Below are 23715 nucleotides of genomic sequence, written 5' to 3'. Positions count from 1 at the left end.
AATAAGCCAGAGAGTCATTACGCTGTAATCAAAACTCTGCTATCAAAAGTGCCTCAAACTAAAAAGCGAATACCGATATCAGTATTCGCTTTATCATTTCTGCAATATGCAAAATCAGTTAGTTTGAACGATACAACAACTCAATTTCACGCTGCGCCCACACTTCAGCCAAGTTTTTACTTACGCTGTAGCCTGTAAAATCAGTGTCTTTTGCTAAGTTAATCCATTGCGGTTTATCTAGCGCTTGTCCTGCTTTTAGATAAAGAGGTGACATACGTGCAATTCGGCGACTGTCCTTTTCAGGAAAAGGCCACTGCGCTTTTGGATCGTTATACTTCACCATAAACTCAATACCTTTAGTGAGTGATACACCTTGCTGATTTTGATAATGCCATAAATCAACACCCACTTTATCTCCTAACTGAGCAATGCCCACTAATGGATCTAAACTAAAGTAATGATAATGATAAGATCGAGTTCGCTGAGCTTCATGGGGTTGTGAGCCATCTTCAGCAAACTGAGTATCAATGCGCACTTTACCCTTTTGCACCATTTGTTTCGTTAAATGACTATTTCCCAAGAAGTACGCAATGCCAGCCATTTGGTAATCGTACCAAGTGCCATGATTATTAGGTGCATAAGCCTCACCTTTTGGTCCGCCACTTAAATCATCTTCAATTAGCCAATCTAAGTAATCGCTATACCATTGATTAATTCCAGCTTCATCTTTTTCAGTCCATGTGGCCGACTGAGATAAAATCGCAATCGCATCCAAGTTTCGCTCAACCAAGGTACGAGTATCAATGAGACCACTGCGACGACCATCAGCTACACCAGGCACACCTTGACCAAAGTTCACGTTCGGATTCATTTTAGTCGTTTCATCAATATACCAAGCACGTACTAATTCAATCGCTTTGTTGGCGTAAGCTTCATCTTCACTGAAGTAATAGGCCAATGCTAAAGCACGTACTGTGCGGGTAAAAGTACCAATACGCACTGAATCAGTTTCATCCGACTTTGAAGCGGGATTGGTTTTACCATCAAACCGTATCCAAGGTAGTCCATCAGCTTTTGATTCATCTGGCCACCAATATGGACTAATGCTCATATAATCATTTTTATCACCACTAGGTGGTGTAAAGCCCTTATGGGCAACACTGAAAATAGTCGCTTGTTTACCAATGTCAGCTTCTTCAATGAGTTGTTGATAGCTGTGCTGCATTGATTGAGGCGCTTTTTCTGAATGAAGCAATGTACGATTTTGGGCTAAAGTTGCCTCATCTAAGAACACAAAATTTGCCGACAGGGCTGAGCTACTCACTAAAGCACTTAAACATGCAACTGCAAAAGCGGATTTTGAACCTTTCATTTACTTCCCCTTACTTATTAAGTAATACAAATATAGCATGAATTGGTCAATACACAGTGAGTTAGATCATGAAATGCAATTAAAAACAATGAATCCCAAATCACCAAAAACATTTAATATCAACAACTTGAATTTAAAACCAATATTCACAGATAAATACTGCAACGAAATTTGATACGTATCTCACAATTGATATTGTATTATGTTAATATCATTTTTAGATAATTAATCGAAAGATATCGAGCAACCTTTGTTAAGTGCATGGGGACATGATGTGTTTACTCTAATAGACAGCGATTACTATTATTTGAGTTCACAACAAAACAAGTTTGCTGAGTCTTTTTGAAAAACAGTATGCGCCCTCACCATTTATACGAGGCCACAGTCGCTACCAACCTAGCCTCTGATATGCGCATAACAGTAAATTATCAATGATTTACATAAGCACTTTATAAAAATCAGCCTTAATACGTTGGTTGTTAAAGTTTTTTTCAGCATTACGCTGAAGTTGGTTCCCATAGATTTACTCTTAGAAAAGGTTATAAAAATGGAGCTAAATACAATCATAGTAGGAATCTATTTTCTATTCTTAATTGCAATAGGATGGATGTTCCGCACATTTACAAGCAATACCAGTGACTATTTCCGTGGGGGCGGAAGTATGTTGTGGTGGATGGTCGGTGCTACCGCCTTCATGACTCAATTCAGCGCTTGGACGTTTACAGGCGCAGCTGGTAAAGCCTACACCGATGGCTTTAGTGTCGCGATTCTCTTTTTAGCCAATGCTTTTGGTTACTTAATGAATTACGTCTACTTCGCACCTAAATTCCGTCAACTCCGTGTAGTAACCGTAATTGAAGCTATTCGTATGCGATTTGGTAATGCCAACGAACAAGTTTTCACTTGGACGGGCATGCCAAACAGTGTCATCACTGCCGGTATTTGGTTAAACGGTCTTGCTATTATTGCCTCAGGTATCTTCGGCTTTGATATGACCACTACCATTGTACTAACAGGCTTGGTTGTATTAGTGATGTCAGTAACAGGTGGTTCATGGGCGGTTATTGCATCTGACTTCATGCAAATGGTCATCATCATGGCTGTGACAATTACCTGTGCGGTAATGGCTTATGTTCATGGCGGTGGTATCACCAATATTATCGATAACTTCCCGACCGATTCATTTGTGTCTGGTGGCGATCTTAACTACCTGAGTATCTTTGGTGTTTGGGCAGTATTTATCTTCTTAAAGCAGTTCAGTATTACCAACAACATGTTGAACTCTTACCGTTACTTAGCGGCTAAAGATTCTAAAAATGCACGTAAAGCGGCATTACTTGCCTGTATTCTAATGAGTATTGGTCCAGTTATTTGGTTCCTACCAAGCTGGTACTTAGCAGGTTCGGGCGTTGATTTAACGGCGATATACCCTGAAGCGGGCAGCAAAGCAGCTGACTTTGCATACCTATACTTCGTACAAGAATACATGCCAGTAGGTATGGTCGGATTATTGATTGCAGCAATGTTTGCAGCAACCATGTCATCTATGGACTCAGGTCTTAACCGTAATTCTGGTATTTTTGTTAAAAACTTCTACGAGCCAGTTGTACGTCCGCATGCAAGTGAAAAAGAGTTGATGTTAGTGTCTAAATTGACTTCAACCTTCTTCGGTATTGCGATTATCTTAGTATCGTTATTTATCAACTCGCTTAAAGGGTTAAGTCTATTTGATACTATGATGTATGTGGGTGCCTTGATTGGTTTCCCAATGACAATTCCAGCATTCTGTGGTTTCTTCATCAAGAAAACACCTGACTGGGCAGCTTGGGGAACACTGGTTGTCGGTGGCTTTGTTTCTTACATAGTCGGTTTCGTTATTACCGCTGAAATGGTAGAAAATGCACTGGGTCTTGAACAAGCTTTAACTGGACGTGAATGGTCTGACTTAACGGTTGCGATTGGTCTTATGGCACACGTTGTGTTTACAGCAGGCTTCTTCGTAGCTTCAACATTGTTCTACAAGCCTTTAACTGAAGAACGTCAGAAGAATGTTGATAAGTTCTTTGAGAATTTAGCGACGCCACTTGTTTCTGAAGGCAATGCGCAAAAGCAGCTTGATAATAAACAACGTCGTATGTTGGGTACACTTATCGCAGTAGCTGGTATCTTTGTCATGGCAATGTTCATGCTACCGAATCCGTTCTGGTCACGTATGATATTTGTGTTATGTGGCGTGATTGTACTCTCAGTGGGTCTATTACTGGTTAATGCGGTTGATAGCAAAGTTGAAGATGAGGCTGCTGCAGAAGCTGCAAAAGCTGAGGTAGAAGCCAAATAAAACCAAATAGAGATTAGGCAAAGGTCGCAAACCTTTGCCAAATCATTAAGGTTTACCTCACTTGCTAAATTCGGACAATAAAAAACGACAGCTTAGGCTGTCGTTTTTTTATTCATTGTTCAATTAAACTAATGCTTAGCCAATCTATAACTTCTATCCGTAACTTAGGCTTCTATTTATAACTTAGGCTTCTATACGGTGATTTATTGACTGTAAATGATCTTGTGACATTTCACGTGCCTTGGCCGAATCACCAATCATAATCGCTTCATAAATCAATTTATGCTCATTGAAGCAAGTACCACCTTCTTCAGACGAGTGGGCAATAAAATGCTCAAACATGGTGGTAAGAATATTGCCAAATGGCAGGTAAAAATCATTACCTGTCGAGAAGAAAATAATCCGATGGAATTGAATATCTATCTTGATCCACTCTTCATTATCCAGCACAGGAGCAGAGTTTAGCTCACTCATTTTCTGAAACACTGAAGATAACTCTTTGCGTTGCTCAACTGTGGCATTTTGCGCTGCTAAAGCACATGCCTCAGGTTCAATCGCTCGACGAAATCCTAAAAACTGATTACAAAAATCATTGATATCAGTCAGACCATCCATCCACTCTATAAGTTGTGGGTCTAAGAAGTTCCAATTACTTTTATCAACAACACGAGTACCAATTTTAGGGCGAGATTGCAGTAATCCTTTAGATGTCAGCAATTTTACCGCTTCTCTCAATGCCGTTCTGCTAATACCAAATTGCTCACATAACACCATTTCACTAGGAATAATGCTGCCTTGAGGAAGTTCACCAGAAAGGATGGCACGGGCGATTTCGCGGGCAACGTGTAAATGAAGACTACGCTTAGCCCCTGATATTGAGTTGAAGCCATTGGTCATTGTGTTTACGCAACGCTGTTTTAGGGATTATATGCGTAATATAGCATGATAAATTTAAGACTAAAACGCTATAGATTTACACTTCACCACTGATTTATAACAAGTTTAGGGACTTGCTGTCATCTTAAATCATACAAATAAGAGTCAGTTAATTAAGCGATAAAATAATAGATGACAAAATAAAATATGAAACAAGTAGCTTGCAGTAAGCAGAGTTTGTTTCTTTTTCATAACTATCATTACGTTACAATTTTTTATCAATTGGGCATTGGTGAATATTTCGCGACATAAGACTAACAAACTTGTTATAACTGAATCACTTAGCAAAAAATCAACCTTTATACTGATAGCTTACACCTATTTGTACGACAATAAAAAGCTATTTATTGCAGTTTTTTTAACGGTGAAAATAATTAAAAAATAATAATAAAAATACAAAATTTATTAATATATGTGAGTTACAACAACTTTTAGCCACCCTTAACAACATAAACAGGTTTTATAAGATCTTTACATATTGTAGTATAATACAACAGGAAATGATGAGTATAGTAAGTCCAGGTATTAGGTCTATTCTTAACCTATAGGGCGTAAAGTTTTTGCCAACATCTGCATTACTGGCGTTTTATGCTCTTTCAATTGTTAAGGTATGCAACAGGGTTTGATGTATCAAACTCATACAATACCCCGCTCTATAACAGCCTTTAAAACAATAAACTCAATGAGGGTTATTGTTACCAGCAAGCAACATCACTTTTATAACTATCTATGACGAACACTGTATTGGACCAAATGCGCCACCTATATTTTTTTAAGCCAATGTTCTGACCTCATCGATATTTTTGAGTTAATTTTCATATTTAAAAGGATCGTAAGATCATGTTCATAAAAGTAGAAGATTCAAGCAGACGAGTCCACGTGCAAGTTGCTAGACAAATTGCCCGTAAAATATTGTCGGGTGAAATCGAGCCATTGCAGCGACTTCCTTGTGAAATGGAATTATGTGAAATGTTCGGTGTGAGTCGTACAGCACTGCGTGAATCAACTAAATTATTGTCTGCAAAAGGCTTAATTGAATCGCGACCTAAAGTGGGTACCACTGTAAGAGCTAGAGCGAACTGGCACTTTCTCGACCCTCAGTTATTAGATTGGATCCAAGGCCTTGAAAACACCGAAGTCTTTTTAAGCAAATTCTTAGGCTTACGTAAGGCCATTGAACCCGAGGCCTGTGCCTTAGCGGCAAGTTACGCCACCATTGAGCAGCGCAAGCAATTGTCGGTTTATATACAAAATATGATTAAAGCTGCCGAAGAATTTGACTATGAGCAATGGACAATTAACGATCACTTGTTCCACCAAACCATTTATTTATCGACTGAGAACCAATTTTATATCCCATTCGGTAATATCTTAGCCACCATATTTAAGCTGTTTATTGATCATTCCGCTGAAGGTGGTCGTTTTTGTATTAATGAACATAAGGGCATTTATGATGCCATTATGTCTGGCGATGCCGACCAAGCTCGCAGTTACTGCCAGCAATTATTAAAAGACGATAACCAACGTTTCTCTGAAGTTCCTGCAGTTTAAGGTTTGCAATAATACATAGAACCATCTCAAGGAAGATTTGATGACGACAGCACAAATAATGGTAGGTGAGCATGCAACTCATTAATCACTATATTCGCAACCCATACGTACGCAGTAATATTGCATTAGCCTGGCCTTTAGCGTTAAACGCCCTGCTGATGCAATCCATGTTAATGATCGACACCCTGTTAGTGTCGCCACTGGGAGAAATCCCATTGGCTGCAATGGGGATCGCAACTACCATTGTTGCTTTTATCATGGGCATTCAAATGGCGCTGGCTAATGGTTCCCAATTGGTGATGAGCCGAGCTGTTGGTTCTAAAAATGCCCTCGCGCTCACCAAATCATGCTGGTCTGGCATGAGTATCAATTTTTCTGTGGCACTGCTTTTCTGGTCAATTCTGCTGTTGTTCGAACAATCCATTGTTCAACTCATTACTAGTGACACAGCCTTACAAGCAGAGGTTCTTCGCTACTTAACTGTGGCTAAATATGTGGTGTTATTTAACGCCATAACTCAAGTATCTATCGCTTTATTTAATAGCTTAGGTAAAACCAAAATTGCCTTTAAGGGCTACTTAATTGAACTGCCAATCAATGCTGCGCTGTCTTATGCCTTTATCTATGGCACAACGATAAATGGCGTCACTATCACTCCAGAACTCGGGGTTGTTGGCGCCGCAGTGGGTAGTTTAGTGGCTATTTTCGTGCGCTTTATTTACCTTGCACTTTGCGTATCCACCCTAGATAACCTCAACCTAAAACTGGCAGTCAATATCGAAGAAGGTTTCGCTAATATGCGCAAGCATTTTATTGAAATATTCCCTGTGGCAGCCAATGTCACCATGCTGTCTATTGGTGTTAGCGTTTATCAACTGCTGTACTCACAATTATCGATTAATGCGTATGTTGCTATTACCCTTGTTTTACCTTGGATGCGAGCTGGCGGACAGTTTATAACGGCTTGGGCACATTCTTCTGCCATATCGATAAGCCAAGCTATTGGCTCTAAGCAGCTCAACGATTTAGAAGAAAACGTTAATATCAGCATAAGACTGGCGGTTGCCATATCTCTGGTTACCATGGGGTTCTTTTTTGTATTAAGTTTTTGGATTGCTGATATTTACCCTGATATGGCCGATGAAACTTACCAAGCGTTAGCCATTATTGCGCCGATTTATATCATCTTGCCACTCGTGCGAGGCTACAACACTGTGCATGGTCATATACTCAGAGCCATGGGACATACAACTGCAGTATTTAAAATCAACTTTACAGGCCAGTGGCTGATATCAATTCCGCTATGTGCCCTACTGATTTTGTATTTTGATGCGTCGATATTCTGGGCATTTGCGATTCAGCCCTTTGAAGAAATTATTAAAGCATTCCCATTTAGATTTTTAGCCCGTAAAGCGGTAAAAGAATTTAGCCATCATGATGCAGAAAAGCTAAGTTATTAGGGCCTGTTGCTCTTTCAAGGTTGTTTTTGCAGCGAATTGTTGACCATTTATACAAGGCAGAGACTTTGTAGTGTAGTTATTCTACATAAAACGTCGATAACGCAGTAAAAATGGTCAACAAACGTTGCCCGAAGGGTTCGGCTAAAAACGTTTTACTCTTTGTTAGATGAATTTTGCTTAGATGACTAGGCATCAATCCATCGTCTCAATTAAAACGCTTTTATTTCGAACAAAACTTAACCAGCAAAGATCAACAGGCCCTAATCTAGCCTTATTAATAATATTGAGCAGTTGTCTTGCATTTAACAGTACAATTGAAGCTCAGATAAATAATTATTATTGATAAAAAGTTGAAGTATCAAAGGAGTGATTAATATGAATAAAAATATCATTTGTTCAGCTGTAGCCTTATTAATTATCACAGGTTGCAGTTCTTCATATCAGCAAAATGAACTGCAAACGCCTGAAGTAAAATTAGATCGTAACCTTGGGGTGCTCATTTCAACACCTGAGGATGGCTGGTATGAACAAATAGATTACCCGAACTCGGGCCGTATGACGGCAAATGCCGTAAGAAATGCATTTGCAAAAAATGCTCGGAAAGTCACAGTGACTTCAGACTGCAAACAGCAGCAATGCCTAGAAGACATCGATACGGAAATGTTTGGTTATTATGTTCAACCGATAATTCTGCACTGGGAGGATCGATCGACTGAATGGTCAGGCAAATCCGATAAGGTAGAAATTCAAATCATTACCTATGATGCCAAAACCAAACAAGAAATCGGTAACTCTACCTATTCAGGTAAAAGCCAATGGGCAACTTTCGGTGGCGATCACCCACAAGATCTTTTAGCTGAACCAACAAATCAATATGTTGAGAGTCTCTATAAGTAACAGTAATAAAACTAACGCAAAAGACCGACATTTCTGTCGGCCTTTGCTTATCTAAAGATACAATTACTCGTATTCTGCAGAGTATGTTTCTTCATAGGTGTGCGAGTATAGCTCGAATAAGTTTCCAAATGGATCTTCCAAATAGACCATTTGTGAGGTGTTGTTATCACTTTCAGGATGGTAACGCATGATATCCATACGGACTTTGCCACCAAGCTCTTGAGTGCGTTCGATGACACCGTGAAAGTCATCGGTTTGTAAACAGAAGTGGAAGATGCCGATACGAGAGAAATCAACTTCGTGACGTTGTTGGCGATCTTTCATCTCAAAAAGCTCAAAGCCGATACCGTCTGATGTGAGCAAATGAGCAATATTAAAGCCTTTAAAGCCTTCACCGAATACCGCAATACACATTCTACCGATAGCTGTTTCGCGCTCTTCTTGTACTTTAGTGTTGCCCATGACAACTTTCATACCTAAAGCTTTAGTGTAAAACTCAACTGCTGTGTTCATGTCGCCAACCATGATACCGACGTGATTCATTTTCATAATTTACCTCAAATTTTATTAGTGAAACTGTGTTCTGTTTCGATGAGGTAATATTAAGTCTAAATATAAATAAATAAAAATTATTAAAAATTATTAAATTAATAATTTAAAGTTATGGCTAGGTTGGTATGAGTTGGCATGAGTTGGTATGAGTTGGTATGATAAGTTTATTAGGTGAATTTACTTTGTGAGTTATGCGTTCATATTAAAGTTTGATCATTATTGTATTTTTTGCAGGCAGAAACGGGTTAGGAGTAACGCATTTCTGCGCCAAACTTTGGTTACTATTTTAAAAAGTCAAAGTCGTTGCGCTTCGCCCATACCAGACGAAAGGGAAACAACAGCATTTCCCTTCTCGACATCCCTTGCCGTTCCGACGAAATGTTGTTCTTCATGCTACAGAGCGAATTGACTACCGCCTCAGGTTCGCCATCCATGGCCAACTAAAGCTACCCTGACATCCTGTCAGGCTTACGGTATTTTCTTCAACGCATTTCAGCAATTTCAATGGGGATTTATTGCACTTACAGGTTCGTTTATATCCACAATTATTTTCTGAAATTATTCTTAGGCTTGAATGCTCAATTCAAATTGAGTCTTTTAGCTGATTAGATTCTTGGTCTTTGTAGTTTTTAATTACCAAGAATATAGCCAAATCGAAGAGAAAATAATTCCAGTGTAGGTGCGTTCAAGACCTTCGAAAACATGGATGTTTTCGCAGAGCCCACATGGATGTGTTTACGGCGAGTCTTGGATGCATCTGCACATAAGCCTGCGGCAGGCAATAGATTAGCTTGAGGTGTTGGCCTTCAGTATATAAGTCAATTAAAATGAAGTATAAAGTTAGTGTTCGTAACTCGTTTTTGCCCCATTCCAATTTAGAGCGTCTTTTAAATCACACTCTATAACAACAAAGTGACTTACTTTTCTTTATCAATGCCATGTCACAACGCCCAGCACCTTATTCTCAAAGAAGCAAAAAAGTTTAAGTGAAAACTATTCGCTATAGTGCGTATTACTGATGAGTGGCGGGTTTATGGATATGAAAGCTGTTAGCGTTGTATCGTAAGTTTATGTAATGATAAGGTTCTCATCTATGCCAGATGATTTGCACGGTATTACTATATAAGTATTTCAAGGGGCGGTGTATGGAGCAACTAAGTATGTTAGTGCAAGTTGTAACAGCCACTGTAGCAGGCGTTTTAGTTTCGTTTATTGTTTGGGGTTTTAATTCAATCAGGGCAAAACGTTCAAGACTCGTAAAGTCAAAAGTGTTGTTTGTAGAAGACCACATGGGTATCGTGATTAATGGTGGAGCGGTTCATGTAAGTACATTAGCTTGCGAATGTATGAATAGATCGAAAAAACCAGTAAAAAAGATCAATATAAAGGCATTTTGTGAGCAAACAAGTGAAGAATTACCAGTTTATTACAGCGCAATAAACGAGACGCCTGTATTAGCAAGTGAACTACTTATTATCCCACCTAAAACTGAATTTAGCTTGGTTATCCCTTATCACCCTTATGATCCACAACGTCAGACTCTAGTTGATGAGGATGGTAAATGTATGAGGTATGGAATACTGAAATTAGAATGGATCAAAAACGTTAAAGGCATTCATCTAGAAGTAGAATTTGATGGTAAGAAAAAGAACAAACACTGGACTGTAAAGCAGCAGTTAGAACTGCTATCAAAGGTTGAAATGACCACATATCAAACCACAAATAAGCGAGCGAGCTAACATGAAATACAGTGACTTTATTAGTGGATGTTCAAATTTGCTCACGAGGTTATAAGTGTTTGCAATACTTTAAATTAAATAATCCATTAAATACTAATTTAATAAAGTTTCTAACACGGAATTGTCCAAAAGAGTGTTTGAAGATGCTCAAACTTTGATTACGGTCGTATATGAGTATGGTGATTATTGATTCGGATAAATTACCGCCATGATTTTTATTGAGATAATAATCACGATACAAAATAATCACGACACAAAAATGGGAAGCGATTGCTTCCCATTTTAGTATCAAGTTTAAACTTGCTTATGCAGGCTTTACTTATTTAGGTTCTACGTCGGTAGGCTCAACTTGAGCAAATGCGCCTGTCCAGGTGTAGTAGTGAGAGTCAAACTTCACGGTACGAGTTTGTGCATGTTTAGCTTCTTGTTCGTTTGAAATAGCAAAGTAATAGTCGTTACCTTTAACTGTTTCAATACGGATAACCGTACCAATGTCGTCATGGCCCATTACGTTCACTGACTTCACTTCACCGCGAGCATTAAGTGATGCTTCAGTAGACTCGTTAAAGTAACCGTGGGTTTCAAGTACCGAGGCAAACACATGGTTTTTGCCCGATTGACGCATAATTAACGCAGGCTCGCTACGCATATTAAAATCTGGGTCATTAGCACCCGTGCGCGCAAAAATCACTTTACTGTGCTCAACTGCGCTAGTGACTAGGCTGTAATAACTGCTGTCATGCAGCCAAGTGACTAGGGCGCTCGCTTCAACATCGCCACTACCCACATTCCATAAATGCTCATAGCCATTGTCTTCGCCTAATGGCTTTAGCTTGCTTTCAACTTTGTAGTCAAAGTCAGTGCGAATGATTTGGCCAGAGTAATGTACAGGCAAGTCATATTGATGTTCGGCATCTGCTTCAATTAAATAAACATCAACCACTAATGGTTTTTCAAACTCTTCAAGCTCAGCCAATATCACGCTGCGCTGCATAGTAATGCCATCATAGTAATCACTAATGACACCACTCATGCCTTGCAATGCAGGGTTATCAGCAACAAAGAAGTGCTTTTGACCAAACTTAGATTCAGCCGTTGCTGTGTCGAAGTTGTTTTGCGTTTTCTGATCAACGGTGACCGTATTATGGGCAACCGTTTGCTTACAGTATGATTTATTTTCTGGGATATAACGGCCGCCAAATTTTGGCTCAACGTTCACCCAACGGCCAAAGCCATAATCATTTAACACTTCATGGCCGCGGTTAAACACGCTTAAATGCAAACCATCATAATGACCATGGTCTAACGCAGAATGGTACTGGTGATCACTACCATGCTGACCAAACCAAATCAGCGCCATAGTGTCATCATCTTGGGCGTCACGATGACGTAAAATACCCACGCCGCCCTTCTCGCCTTCTGGACCGTCGGTGACAAACAAACTGCCCCAGTTAAACGGTTTTATATTGTCTGCATTGGCTACCGCTGTTGATAACGTTTGACCTGAAATATGCACCCAAACATCTTGCTGATGGTTTGCCATACCTAGCAAGGTTTCAGTTTGCTCGTAACGATGGAAACATACAGATGTTGCCATGATCACGCCTTCATCGTTAATCGAAATCGTTTTCGATGAATCGTTTAATGCTGGTAAAGAACCGTCTGGGAATGCGGTTTTAAATACTGCATAAGACGTGGTTTTAATCACTGAATCATTGAACTGGTAAATACCAATATCAGGTTGGCGACGCTCAATGGCTTCTGCGAACAAGTAAATTGGACGTAGTGAGAAACGGTGATAGTAAGGACCTTCCATGTAATAGCCATCTGGCGAGAACAATTGGTCTAACTGAGCTAAGAAACCACCGCTCACTTTATCAAGTTTTAAACCATATAGTGCTTTATCTACTGATTCTTGGTCATTAATGGCGTAACCACAAATACCCACAGCAGCTACAGCCCATAAACCATGGTTGTGCACAATGTCGAAATCGTGGGCATAAGTCACCACAAACATTTCGATCATTTGCTTTAATAAATCATCTTCGATCAAACGTTTTTGATCGTCACTTAAGGTGTGGTAAATACAGCTATATGCGCAAGAGGCGTAAAGCATCCACATGTTTTCATTCAACGTTTGGTGGAACAACTTACCCGGTGGGTTAGAGTCCTTACTGACGTTGCTTTCAAGTGTTGGATACACAGTCGCGTATGCCGTAAGCATATCGACAATGTAATCACGGTACTTAGTCTCTTCAGTGATTAAGAACAAACGGCCAGCAAGATCCATATGGATATAGTTTTGCTTATGGCGGTTATGCTCATAACCACCGCCTTCGCCATGGCCTGGCACTTCAATGCCCACTTCAGCCATGTAGCTATCAGTTTGTTTAATGTCACGGCTTAATGCATTACCTAATAACGTATCTTTGCCTAATTCTTTACGCAGCTCGATGGCTTCATCAAAGCTAATTAATAATGGTTGATAGCTCATCTTACTTCTCCTGCGTTGAGGCTGAGATTGCATGACTTGAAACAGCATAGAAGCCTGTCCAAGCATAAGTTTGACCGTTGAAGTCAATATGATGTTCAGTGCTGTTCGTCGCGTCCGCTTGGTTGCTTATCATCACTGTCACCACAGTGTTAGCGGTTTCAATTTCGACAACTGAACCCACTTCGTTGTGACCAATCACCTTGATGTTGTTAACTTGGCCACGGGCACTCACTGACTGCTCAAATTCTTCATTGAAATAGCCATGCGTTTCTAATACTGAGGCAAATAACGTATTACCGCCTTTACTGCGAAGCGTGAATGCTGGCTCGCTACGTAAATTAAAGCTTGGGTCGTTAGCACCTGTACGGGTAAAGATAACTTCATCATTATCGTTAGAACTTGTGCCTAACCAAGTGTAGTAATTGTTGTTTTGCAGCCAGCTCACTAATGCTGTGTCATTCACTTTGCCGTCTGCCACATGCCATAAATGTTGGTAACCGTCTTTATCACCTAAGGTGTCTAACTCTTTGTATGTGGTGTAATCAAAGTTAGTACGGATAATTTGACCATCGTATTGATGTGAGTAATCGTACTGATGCTCACCTTCACCATTTAAACGATAAAGGTCTAACAATAATGGCGCTTCTAACTCATCAATGTTAAGCATGAACACACTACGCTGCATGGTAAAACCATCATAATGGTCATTGGCAAATGCACTCATACCTTTAATGTCATCACTGTCGACAGTAAAGAAGTGAGGAATACCATGAACGCCATCAGCTCGGCTCACATCAAAGTAGTTTTGGCAGGTTTCATCAATCGTCACTAAGTTATGTGCAATCGTTTGACGAGCATATGATTTGTTTTCATCTAGGTAACGGCCACCAAATTTAGGCTCTACGTTGACCCAGCGACCAAAGCCATATTCACGTAACACTTCTTGGCCACGGTTAAAGTAAGTGATACCTAAAGTATCGAAGTTACCATGACCCATGCCGTGTTGGCCGTAGTTCATCACTAGTTGGAATACGTCTTGTTTTTTATCCTGCATGCGGATAAAGCCTTGTGCGCCACTTTGGCCTTCTGGGCCTTCGTTAAGCTCAACACTTGGCCAGAATGGCATGCCGATTTCACGTTCTTGGCTCGCTTGCTCAAATGCTTGCGATAAGGCTAAACCACATGGATGCATCCATACGGCATCTTGAATTTTTGCCATGCCTAATAAGTTGTCATCTAAACCATAGTGCTTGCTATAAACACTCACAGCCACTTGAACGCCCATATCGGTAATGCCCATTGTGCGAGAAGCATCGTTTAATGCAGGGAATTCACCATTAGGATAAGCGGTAGATAATAGCGCTTGAACTGTGTTGCCAATCACACCGTCTTTGTATTGGTAAATATCAACTTCTGGCATGTGACGGTGTAAGACTTCTGCAAACACACAGGTAGGACGAATAGCGTAGCGGTGGTAATACGGGCCTTCCATGTAATAACCCGATGGCGCAAACAACTGTGATATTTGCGCTAAGAATCCGCCGGTATCATCACGGTCTAAACCGTAAACAGCATGCTCTAAGTATTCACGCTTACCAATGGCTAAGCCACATATCCCCACTGCGGCTACCGCCCATATGCCATGATTATGAATGCGGTCAAAATCATGGGCATATTTAACAGTGAACATATCTAGCATAGGTTCAAAAATACGTTCTTTAATGCGTTGTTGCTGCGCTTCGCTCATTTCTGAAACAACACATGAATAAGCAATACTGGTGTAGAACAACCAGCAATGCTCATTTAAAATTTGGTGAAATAAACGACCCGTTGGGTTGGTATTCTTCTGTACATGAAAATCAAAGGTCAGATACTTATCTGCGTACTGCTCTAACACCTCAATGACAAAGTCAGCATATTTTTGTTGCTTAGTGATCAGAAATAAACGACCCGCTAAGTTCATATACGTGTAGTTTTGCTTATGACGGTTGTGCTCATACCCGCCCGCTTCACCGTGCCCAGGTATATCGATAGGCAGTTGCATAAATGCATCGACGTCTTTTTGATTAGCTGCGATGGTTTTTCCCATCAAGCTTGAACGACCGACTTCTTTACTTAACAGTGAAATCTCGGCTTCAGTTAGCAATATTGGTTGCGTTGCCATAAGTTTAGTCACCTTTTTACAGTCATGAAATTTGAGAGCTGGACATAAAGTAATACAATACGCGTTATAGTTATATCTAATCCTATCAGAAAAATGAACTTGATCACATTCGTGACCACCAGCCCAACATCCAAGGTATACAACGTTTTACAGATAATTAGCTGACTTATCTGTCGATAAATAATACTTGATTTAGCTCACACAAATAAAAACATATTGTATTACAAATCAAAAGTAAGCATTATGATAAACAAATATTGATGATTAGCAATGTTTTTAAAACCCTTTGGAGTGACAAGATGAACGTATTTTTTAAAGCTGATGAACATCCATGGGAAGTAATTGAAGAAGGGATTAAACGAAAAATTGTTGGTTTTACTGACGATTTAATGGTTGTTCATGTGTGTTTTGACAAGGGTGCAGTTGGCACTCCGCACACTCATGAGATACATGATCAAATTGGCTATGTGGTTCAAGGTAAATTTGAAGCACAAATAAACGGCGAAAAACAAATTTTGAATCCTGGCGATGCATTTATTGCCCGTAAGCATTTTGAACATGGCGCCGTGGCATTAGAACAAGACAGTGTACTGGTCGATGTATTCTCGCCTTCAAGAGAAGACTTCCTTAAGTAACAGATAACCCTAAATAGGCACTTGTATATGAAAAATCAAAAAATTGCGATAATTGGCGAATGCATGGTTGAGCTAAGGCCATCAGGCGAAATGCTAGCGCAAAACTTTGGTGGAGACACATTAAATACCGCATTGTATTTAGCTCGCCTTACCCAAGATGCCAATTTAGCGACCTATTATGTTACCGCATTAGGCCATGATCCTTTCAGTACAGCGATGAAATCAACTTGGCAAGCCGAAGGCATAAATACAGACCATGTATTACATGTCGAAGGTAAGCAGCCAGGTTTGTATTACATTGAAACTGACGATAGCGGTGAGCGCTCGTTCTTTTACTGGCGCAACGATGCTGCAGCCAAGTATTTATTTGAGCAAGCCGGCAGTCATCAACTCGCGGAATCGTTACTCGAATTTGATGCCATATATTTAAGCGGCATCTCGCTAGCGATTCTTACCGCTGAAAGCCGCGGCGTATTATTCAATGTATTGAAACAGTTCAAACAAAAAGGTGGCCAAGTTATTTTTGACAATAACTATCGACCACAATTATGGCAAGACAACTCTGAGGCGATTGCGAGCTATAAAACCATGCTGGCATTAACCGACATTGCCTGTTTAACCTTTGAAGATGAACAGGCGCTATACGGTGATACCGATGTTGAGCAATGTATTTCGCGCACGCTTGAACTTGGCGTAAGTGAAATAGTTGTCAAATTAGGCAGTGAACCTTGTTTGGTTATCACACCAGATGATCGCACCAGCGTAGCCGCCACCTTAGTAGACAAAGTGGTTGATACCACTGCAGCAGGTGATTCTTTCAGTGCTGGTTATCTTGCTACAAGACTCACTGGCGGAACAACAGAAGATGCTGCCAAAGCTGGCCACAAGCTAGCAGGAACGGTGATTCAATATGCTGGCGCCATCATTAGCCCGCAAGTCATGCCTAATTTAAGCCTTTTGAATTCTAGTAATAAGTGAGAAGTATTGTGCCAACATTAAATGAAAAGTTATCTCAATTAAAAGTTATCCCAGTTATCGCGATTGAAAACGCTGATGATGCAATCCCGCTAGGAAAAGCATTAGTTGAAAATGGTATGAATTGCGCTGAAGTCACCTACAGAACAGCATGTGCATCTCAAGCGATTCGTAATATGCGTGAAGCCTTTCCTGATATGTTAATTGGCGCTGGTACAATCTTAACCCCTGAACAAGTTGATGATGCTATCGACTCCGGTGTTGATTTTATCGTTAGCCCAGGCTTTAACCCAAAAGTTGTCCAGTACTGCTTAGACAAAAACATTCCGATTATTCCTGGTGTAAACAGCCCAAGTTTAGTTGAACAAGCCATGGAAATGGGCCTAAAAACCGTTAAATTTTTCCCAGCAGAGCCATCTGGTGGTATCCCAATGCTTAAGGCATTGACTGCAGTTTACCCTGTATCATTTATGCCTACTGGCGGCGTGAGTTTAGCCAATGTTGATAAGTACTTAGCGATTCCTGCTGTACTGGCTTGTGGCGGCACGTGGATGTTACCACCAAAAATGATTGCAGATGGTCAATGGGAAGAAATTGGTCGCTTAGTTAAAGAAGCTGTCGCTCACGTAGCATAAGCTTCACTTAACATACGGCTTGGCTATATAGGCCGGCTTAAGCATTAACAACAAAAATAAAGCTGTTTATTCAGCATTTGCCTAAATCATCAGTAGGCAACTCGACACTGACGGCGCTAGTTGCATGCTAGCGCGTTGGTGTTTTTTTATGGGTTACACAAAAAAACCACATCAAAAACCTTTCCCTCTAATTTGACTCTTGAACATAATCAATTTAACCGCAGCCAAGTCTAACGATTTATTTTTTACTGGAAGTAAATCTCCATTCTGACTATTCTTTCGAATAGTGAATCAATCATAAACAACAATAAAATCACTGAATTAATTCAGTAAACAAGCTGATTTTATTACACCATAAGGCTGAAAACCCATTGATTACCATAGAGCAAATATCTGAAACCCTCAGCCATAAGCTATTTACCATTGCTGAGCAGCCCGTCACTTTAGGGGGAATATTACTCATTCCGTTGCTGGTTTTAGTAGGTTTCTGGATAACGAAATTATTGGTTAAAGTGCTCACCACTAGGTTAACCACCCGTAATACCGACCCCAATATAATTCACCTCATTCAGCGTTTACTGTATGTCATTGCCATCAGTATTATCGTTATCACCATATTAGATGTCATCAACATCCCTATTACTGCATTTGCGTTCTTATCAGGAGCTGTTGCCATCGGATTTGGTTTTGGCGCGCAAAATATCATTAATAACTTCATAAGTGGTTGGATTTTAATGTGGGAAAAACCCATTCGAATTGGTGATTTTCTTGAAGTCGAAAATGCAAAAGGGGTAGTTCAAGAAATCAATACTCGCTCTACCAAATTCAGACGGGTTGATGGTGTCCATATGCTGATACCTAATAGCATATTACTTGAAAATACCGTTGTTAACTGGACACTTGTCGATAAGTTGATGCGAACATCAGTAAAAATTGGAGTTGCCTATGGCTCTCCTGCTAAAAAAGTTGCTGAGTTAATACTGCAAGCCACCGAAGAGCAAGAATCAATTTTGGATGATCCGAAGCCACAAGTTATTTTTGACGATTTTGGTGATAACTCGCTAGTTTTTGAAGTTAATTTTTGGATAAAATCCAATGTTGAAGGTGGATTAAGAGTCGCTAGAAGTAACGTTCGCTTTAGAATAGACGAATTATTTAGTGAGCATAATGTCGTTATTGCATTTCCTCAAAGGGATGTTCATCTTGACGGAAGCCTCACCATTTCTCACAGCCCAAAAAGCTCTTCAGAAAAATAATAAACTTAATTAACTATAGGGGCCATAGCGCCCCAAAAAACCTATATCAATACACACCCTTATTAGGAAATAAGGACCTTAAAAAAGGGACTTATAAGTTAATTTAAAAACTCATATAGCCACTCTTCATCACTCCAGTTAAGTCTACATATATATTCAATTCCCCATTTATATAGCTCAACACAGTTCACAAATTAGCGTTTTATTAGGCGGCTTAAAACACCAAAAAAACCAACAAAAAAACCAACAAAAAATTCACAACGCTCTATAATAAATTACAACAAGGGGAATGTTTGCACTATTAAATCAAGGAAATTTTATATGAAAACAATGTCAGCCATCTTATCCATAACTGCCATTTCTATACTTAGCCAAAGCGTATCCGCAACCGAGACTTCTGAGTCTATTTTATTTGAAAATGTACGTATTTTTGATGGGGTCAGTAATGAGTTAACAGAAAAAAGAGATGTTTTAGTTACTAATAACAAAATCGTAAAAATAGCTGAAGATTTACCGCCTAATGATGCCCAAATAATAAATGGTACCGGCTTGACTATGATGCCAGGCTTGATAGATACACACATCCATATGAGTTTTGCCTCTATATCTCAAATGGCACTCGTTGGCGGTGACGCAGGATTCGCGCAAATTTATTCAACTCGAGATGCCAAGGACGTGTTACTTAGAGGTTTTACATCGGTTCGTGATATGGGGGGTAATACATTTGGTCTTAAACAAGCTATTGACCAAGGTGTTGTTCCAGGACCTCGTATCTATCTTTCTGGGCCAGTACTCAGCCAAACTGGTGGGCATGGTGATTTTAGGTTTGCGAATCAAAACAGCACATTAGTTGGCGGTGACGTACCGGTCTTCGTTCAAAATGGTTACGCAATACTGGCTGATGGAGTACCTGAAGTATTAAAGGGTGCTCGTGAAAATTTAAGAAGAGGCGCCTCCCACATTAAAATGGCTGTTGGAGGTGGCTATGCCTCACCTACTGACCCTTTATTAGGTGTTCAATATACCTATGATGAAATAGCGGCTGCAGTGAGTGCGGCATCCAACTGGGGAACTTATGTCACCATTCATGCCTACCATAAAGAAGCGATTAATATGGCGATTGATGCAGGGGTGAAAGATATTGGCCATGGGCAATTACTCGACAAAGCAACATTGAAAAAAATGGCTAAAAAAGGGGTATTTTTGAGTACCCAGCCCTTTACTGAATGTCATGAGCCTCAATTAGATAGTTTCTCCAATCAGAAGCTTGCGCAAGTTTGTAAAGGAACGGAGTTTGTTTATAAAGCCGCTAAAGATATCAAAGGGCTTAAGATTACTTTCGGCACGGATATATTTTTTGTTGATCAAGATACCTTTAAGCTTCAAGCAAAGATGATGGAGCGTTTACTACCTTGGTATCAGCCTGCTGAAATACTGCATATGGCGACAGGTACCGCCGGGGAATTGTTAAAAATGAGTGGCTTACGTGATCCATATCCTGAAGCTGCTTTAGGTGTGATTAAAGAGGGAGCTTATGCTGACATCTTATTGGTAAAAGGCGATCCAACTGTAGATCTAAAAACAGTTACAAACGAAGAGAGCCTGCTAATGATCATGAAAGATGGCAAAATATATAAAAACACCATGTAATAATATGAAATAGATTGGCTTATTAATTAAGCCAATCTTTTCAATTGATTATTGTTCTTACCTCTACAACAATCAATTTAATCTTTCATCAGCAGTCTTTAACATCCCACCTTTAAGCATATAGCCTTGTTTAAAGGTGATGATCACATCATACACTGCCGAGTTTGCCCGCTAGCACTTTCACCATATGATTTACCCCATAGGCAAAGCATATAAGCGTTTCAACAAATTAACACTCTACTATCTAGGTAATAATATGACTGACTACAAAAAACTTGACCAAGAAGTCACTGAGCTATCCGATGTAATTTGGGATATGGCATCTAATGTATGGGACTTTGCAGAGCTAAGTTATGAAGAATTTAAAAGTTCTGCTTTAGAAAGTGCAGTACTAGCCAAGCATGGCTTTAGCATAACTCATAGAGGTTTATCAGGCTTAGAAACGTCTTGGGTTGCTGAGTGGGGAACGGGAAAACCCGTTGTAGGTTATTTAGTAGAGTTCGACGCATTACCTGGATTAGGCAATGATACCGTTCCAACGCAAACACCCGCCAAAAATGGCAACACAAATGGCCATGGTTGCGGTCACAATTTAATTGGATCTTCATCTATTGGCGCTGCAATTGCGTTAAAACGCCACATGGAAAAAGAAGGTATCAATGGTACTATCCGAGTGATTGGTTGCCCAGCAGAAGAAGCACTAAATGGTAAGAACTATATGGTCTCTTCGGGTATTTTTGATGACTTAGATGTTTGTTTGCATAATCACCCTGCTATGGTCAATTCAGCGTTAAATTTTCATTCCACAGCGTCAGTAGATTTATTAATTGAATGGAAAGGCATTTCTTCCCATGCAGGTACATCTCCTTGGGAGGGCCGAAGCGCATTACATGCTGCTGAAATCTTCCTCATGTCTGCCAATATGATGCGTGAACAAATGGAACCGACTGGTCGTTTACATTACCAAATATTAAACGGTGGCGCTGCCGTCAACGTTATTCCTGACTACGCAAAAGTACTCGTTAGATACCGCGGGAAAAGTGCTGAAAATGTGCGTAAGTACAAGTTATGGCTTGAAGATATGGCTAAAGGCGCCTCACTATCAACACAAACGACTGAAACGGTCACAAACTTAGGCGGTATTTATGATTTACTTCCTAATGATGCACTCGCTGAAGGTATTACAGAGCATATGCGTCGTTACCTACCTATTGATTGGACAGAGGAAGAGCAAGAATTTGCTAAATCTATCCAACGTGAAATGAATAAACCTGAAGATGGTTTATCAACAACGGTGATGAATGTACCTTATGGTGTAGAAGTAGGCGGCTCATCTGATGTAGGTGATGTGAGCTGGAAAGTACCGACTATGGGCGTCATGTTTGCATCGTGGCCTCAACATATTCCACCACATCAGTGGGGTTGTACTGCATGTAATGGGATGAGTATTGGTAGAAAGGCAGGCCTTCAAGCGGCACATGTTATGGCTGCTCAAGGACTTGAAATTATGACCAATCCTGACTTACTTAAAAAAGCGACCGCTGAATTTATAAGCAACAAAAATAATCAAGAATATGTGTCATTAAACGATAGCAATGAAAACCCACGCGGTATTCTTAATGATGAGCAATTAACGAATTACGATTGTTGCCTGCATTCAGCTTTGGAACATTTTGGTCTTGATGAAAATTACCATCGTCATGCCCATTGCAAACATGATTAGTATCTAACCCATCAATCAATAGAATATATTTAAACGCCTAGCATATTAAGCTAGGCGTTTTTTTATATCTGAGAATATTATACCAATCAGCATAAGAATGTGATCATTCTTACTGGTTAAAATCGTTAATAACTTCGTTAGAAATTTTGTAGGTAGAGCAACTAGCTAGCGGCAATTTCAGCCTTGTTCTAAGCGATTTTTCCTACGTAATATCTGATCACTTATTTATCCCGATTGGTATTAAAAGGCTCTGGTTATACGTCAGTATCTATCTCACATAATGTAAAATCGTAGGCTTAAACTAATACACTTAAACAAATACACTTAAACAAATACACTTAAACAAAACCATTAATATTATTGATTAACTAGGTTATCAATTGCATTTGCTAGTTTGTCAAAATCAACTTTACCACTCGGTGCAATGAACACTAATTGCGACTTTTTATCACTATCCATAAGCCACTCATCACCCACTGTCACAGTAGCCCGCTGACCGGTGCATTGAAATATGCATTGCCTATCGGGACGCTCTATCAAATTCAATATCCCTTTCATTCTGTAGATATCGATTGAAATTCGTTCAAGTAATGGGTAAATGCGCTCTAATGAAATCGGCATTTGCGTTTCATAACTAAAGGTTTCAAATTGATGCTTTAGGTTTTTCGAACTACTTTTTTCAGAGTCGGGTTTTGCTGCGTCATGTAAATGGCTTCTTTTTCCAATCTCCTCCACATCAAATAGGATTGGGAGTTCAACGGCGCCATATTGCACATTAATTAGCTTAGAAAGTGGAGAGTGTTCTCTACACCAATGAAGCACTTGATCTAATTTAGTTTTAGTCACTAAATCAACTTTATTGACTAACACAATATCACCGCATTCAACTTGATGCACGGCTAAATCAGCCATAGCCCCGTCAAGTTTCATCACATTTTCAGCATCGATTGTTGTCACTATCGCATTTAAAGGGGCGGAATCTTTAAAGTCTTCTTCACTAAATTTTTTGGCAATATCGTATGGTTCAGAAACACCTGACGTTTCAATAACAATATGATCGGGTCTATCTTCTCCTTTGATTGCAAGGATCCTCATCACTGCGACGACGAGCCCTTCAGCTAAACTACAACAGATGCACCCATTCTCGAGTGTCATTACAGAACTTTCTTCAGACTTAATAAGCCCTGCATCAATATTTATAGAGCCAAAATCATTAACAATTACCGCAATTTTCAAGTTGTGTGTTTCGGTTAATATATGATTCAGCAAGGTGGTTTTCCCTGCACCGAGAAACCCCGTTAAAATCGTTACTGGTATCGCGTTCAATTTTACCTGCCT

General features: G+C 39.8%; 17 protein-coding genes. 11 read left to right on the top strand and 6 right to left on the bottom strand.

The window, feature by feature from the left end; all coding sequences use genetic code 11:
* Positions 1-118 precede the first annotated feature (118 nt).
* On the bottom strand, positions 119-1372 hold the full coding sequence (locus L2735_RS11515; protein ID WP_248984850.1) for an alginate lyase family protein: 1254 nt from the start codon (positions 1370-1372) through the stop codon (positions 119-121).
* Between the two features lie 547 nt (positions 1373-1919).
* Between L2735_RS11515 and L2735_RS11510 the strand changes: the two genes are divergently transcribed.
* Complete coding sequence (locus tag L2735_RS11510; RefSeq protein WP_428848309.1) at positions 1920-3710, top strand: sodium:solute symporter family protein; 1791 nt, start codon at positions 1920-1922, stop codon at positions 3708-3710.
* 183 nt (positions 3711-3893) lie between these two features.
* On the opposite strand, the gene L2735_RS11505 is transcribed toward L2735_RS11510, so the two are convergent.
* Positions 3894-4607: a FadR/GntR family transcriptional regulator gene (locus L2735_RS11505; RefSeq protein ID WP_248984848.1), complete on the bottom strand. Its 714-nt coding sequence runs from the start codon at positions 4605-4607 to the stop codon at positions 3894-3896.
* Positions 4608-5486: 879 nt separating this feature from the next.
* Here L2735_RS11505 and L2735_RS11500 point away from each other — a divergent pair.
* From L2735_RS11500 to L2735_RS11485, 3 genes are all read left to right on the top strand, one after another.
* The gene (locus L2735_RS11500; RefSeq protein WP_248984847.1) at positions 5487-6197 is read left to right on the top strand and encodes a FadR/GntR family transcriptional regulator; all 711 of its coding nucleotides are present in this window, start codon (positions 5487-5489) and stop codon (positions 6195-6197) included.
* Positions 6198-6268: 71 nt separating this feature from the next.
* Entirely contained in the window at positions 6269-7657 is a 1389-nt protein-coding gene (locus tag L2735_RS11495) for an MATE family efflux transporter (RefSeq protein ID WP_248984846.1), read from the top strand.
* Positions 7658-8032: 375 nt separating this feature from the next.
* Positions 8033-8554, top strand: coding sequence for a DUF4823 domain-containing protein (locus L2735_RS11485; protein ID WP_248984845.1), 522 nt, complete (start codon positions 8033-8035; stop codon positions 8552-8554).
* A gap of 63 nt (positions 8555-8617) precedes the next feature.
* Here L2735_RS11485 and L2735_RS11480 read toward each other — a convergent pair whose 3' ends face one another.
* The gene (locus L2735_RS11480) at positions 8618-9103 is read right to left on the bottom strand and encodes a VOC family protein (protein WP_248984844.1); all 486 of its coding nucleotides are present in this window, start codon (positions 9101-9103) and stop codon (positions 8618-8620) included.
* 1148 nt (positions 9104-10251) lie between these two features.
* Here L2735_RS11480 and L2735_RS11475 point away from each other — a divergent pair.
* Complete coding sequence (locus L2735_RS11475) at positions 10252-10845, top strand: hypothetical protein (RefSeq protein WP_248984843.1); 594 nt, start codon at positions 10252-10254, stop codon at positions 10843-10845.
* 319 nt (positions 10846-11164) lie between these two features.
* Here L2735_RS11475 and L2735_RS11470 read toward each other — a convergent pair whose 3' ends face one another.
* Entirely contained in the window at positions 11165-13339 is a 2175-nt protein-coding gene (locus L2735_RS11470; RefSeq protein ID WP_248984842.1) for a heparinase II/III domain-containing protein, read from the bottom strand.
* 1 nt (position 13340) lies between these two features.
* Positions 13341-15503: a heparinase II/III domain-containing protein gene (locus tag L2735_RS11465; RefSeq protein WP_248984841.1), complete on the bottom strand. Its 2163-nt coding sequence runs from the start codon at positions 15501-15503 to the stop codon at positions 13341-13343.
* A 299-nt stretch (positions 15504-15802) separates the two neighbouring features.
* Here L2735_RS11465 and L2735_RS11460 point away from each other — a divergent pair, with 299 nt between their 5' ends.
* From L2735_RS11460 to L2735_RS11435, 6 genes are all read left to right on the top strand, one after another.
* On the top strand, positions 15803-16138 hold the full coding sequence (locus tag L2735_RS11460; RefSeq protein WP_153914153.1) for a cupin domain-containing protein: 336 nt from the start codon (positions 15803-15805) through the stop codon (positions 16136-16138).
* A gap of 27 nt (positions 16139-16165) precedes the next feature.
* Positions 16166-17116: a 2-dehydro-3-deoxygluconokinase gene (gene kdgK / locus L2735_RS11455; protein ID WP_248984840.1), complete on the top strand. Its 951-nt coding sequence runs from the start codon at positions 16166-16168 to the stop codon at positions 17114-17116.
* A gap of 8 nt (positions 17117-17124) precedes the next feature.
* Complete coding sequence (locus L2735_RS11450) at positions 17125-17748, top strand: bifunctional 4-hydroxy-2-oxoglutarate aldolase/2-dehydro-3-deoxy-phosphogluconate aldolase (protein WP_248984839.1); 624 nt, start codon at positions 17125-17127, stop codon at positions 17746-17748.
* Between the two features lie 374 nt (positions 17749-18122).
* Complete coding sequence (locus L2735_RS11445) at positions 18123-19004, top strand: mechanosensitive ion channel family protein (protein ID WP_248984902.1); 882 nt, start codon at positions 18123-18125, stop codon at positions 19002-19004.
* A gap of 321 nt (positions 19005-19325) precedes the next feature.
* On the top strand, positions 19326-20654 hold the full coding sequence (locus L2735_RS11440; RefSeq protein WP_248984838.1) for a metal-dependent hydrolase family protein: 1329 nt from the start codon (positions 19326-19328) through the stop codon (positions 20652-20654).
* Between the two features lie 256 nt (positions 20655-20910).
* Positions 20911-22377 carry an amidohydrolase gene (locus L2735_RS11435; RefSeq protein WP_248984837.1) on the top strand — a complete coding sequence of 489 codons (1467 nt, stop codon included), beginning with the start codon at positions 20911-20913 and terminating at the stop codon, positions 22375-22377.
* 357 nt (positions 22378-22734) lie between these two features.
* Here the strand turns inward: L2735_RS11435 and L2735_RS11430 are convergent, their stop codons facing one another.
* A complete protein-coding gene (locus tag L2735_RS11430) occupies positions 22735-23703 on the bottom strand; it encodes a CobW family GTP-binding protein (RefSeq protein ID WP_248984836.1) in 969 nt (322 codons plus the stop codon).
* Between the last annotated feature and the right edge of the window lie 12 nt (positions 23704-23715).

This window comes from Shewanella olleyana, from assembly GCF_023283825.1.
Taxonomy (GTDB): domain Bacteria; phylum Pseudomonadota; class Gammaproteobacteria; order Enterobacterales; family Shewanellaceae; genus Shewanella; species Shewanella olleyana.
This window is presented reverse-complemented; position numbering and strand designations above follow the sequence as displayed.

Bases quoted from the DNA above. Each gene is read 5' to 3' on its own strand.
- L2735_RS11470 (WP_248984842.1), bottom strand. From the start codon at position 13,339: ATGAGCTATCAACCATTATTAATTAGCTTTGATGAAGCCATCGAGCTG.
- L2735_RS11480 (WP_248984844.1), bottom strand. From the start codon at position 9,103: ATGAAAATGAATCACGTCGGTATCATGGTTGGCGACATGAACACAGCA.
- L2735_RS11460 (WP_153914153.1), top strand. From the start codon at position 15,803: ATGAACGTATTTTTTAAAGCTGATGAACATCCATGGGAAGTAATTGAA.
- L2735_RS11440 (WP_248984838.1), top strand. From the start codon at position 19,326: ATGAAAACAATGTCAGCCATCTTATCCATAACTGCCATTTCTATACTT.
- L2735_RS11465 (WP_248984841.1), bottom strand. From the start codon at position 15,503: ATGGCAACGCAACCAATATTGCTAACTGAAGCCGAGATTTCACTGTTA.
- L2735_RS11515 (WP_248984850.1), bottom strand. From the start codon at position 1,372: ATGAAAGGTTCAAAATCCGCTTTTGCAGTTGCATGTTTAAGTGCTTTA.
- L2735_RS11510 (WP_428848309.1), top strand. From the start codon at position 1,920: ATGGAGCTAAATACAATCATAGTAGGAATCTATTTTCTATTCTTAATT.
- kdgK (WP_248984840.1), top strand. From the start codon at position 16,166: ATGAAAAATCAAAAAATTGCGATAATTGGCGAATGCATGGTTGAGCTA.
- L2735_RS11475 (WP_248984843.1), top strand. From the start codon at position 10,252: ATGGAGCAACTAAGTATGTTAGTGCAAGTTGTAACAGCCACTGTAGCA.
- L2735_RS11495 (WP_248984846.1), top strand. From the start codon at position 6,269: ATGCAACTCATTAATCACTATATTCGCAACCCATACGTACGCAGTAAT.
- L2735_RS11485 (WP_248984845.1), top strand. From the start codon at position 8,033: ATGAATAAAAATATCATTTGTTCAGCTGTAGCCTTATTAATTATCACA.
- L2735_RS11500 (WP_248984847.1), top strand. From the start codon at position 5,487: ATGTTCATAAAAGTAGAAGATTCAAGCAGACGAGTCCACGTGCAAGTT.
- L2735_RS11505 (WP_248984848.1), bottom strand. From the start codon at position 4,607: ATGACCAATGGCTTCAACTCAATATCAGGGGCTAAGCGTAGTCTTCAT.
- L2735_RS11435 (WP_248984837.1), top strand. From the start codon at position 20,911: ATGACTGACTACAAAAAACTTGACCAAGAAGTCACTGAGCTATCCGAT.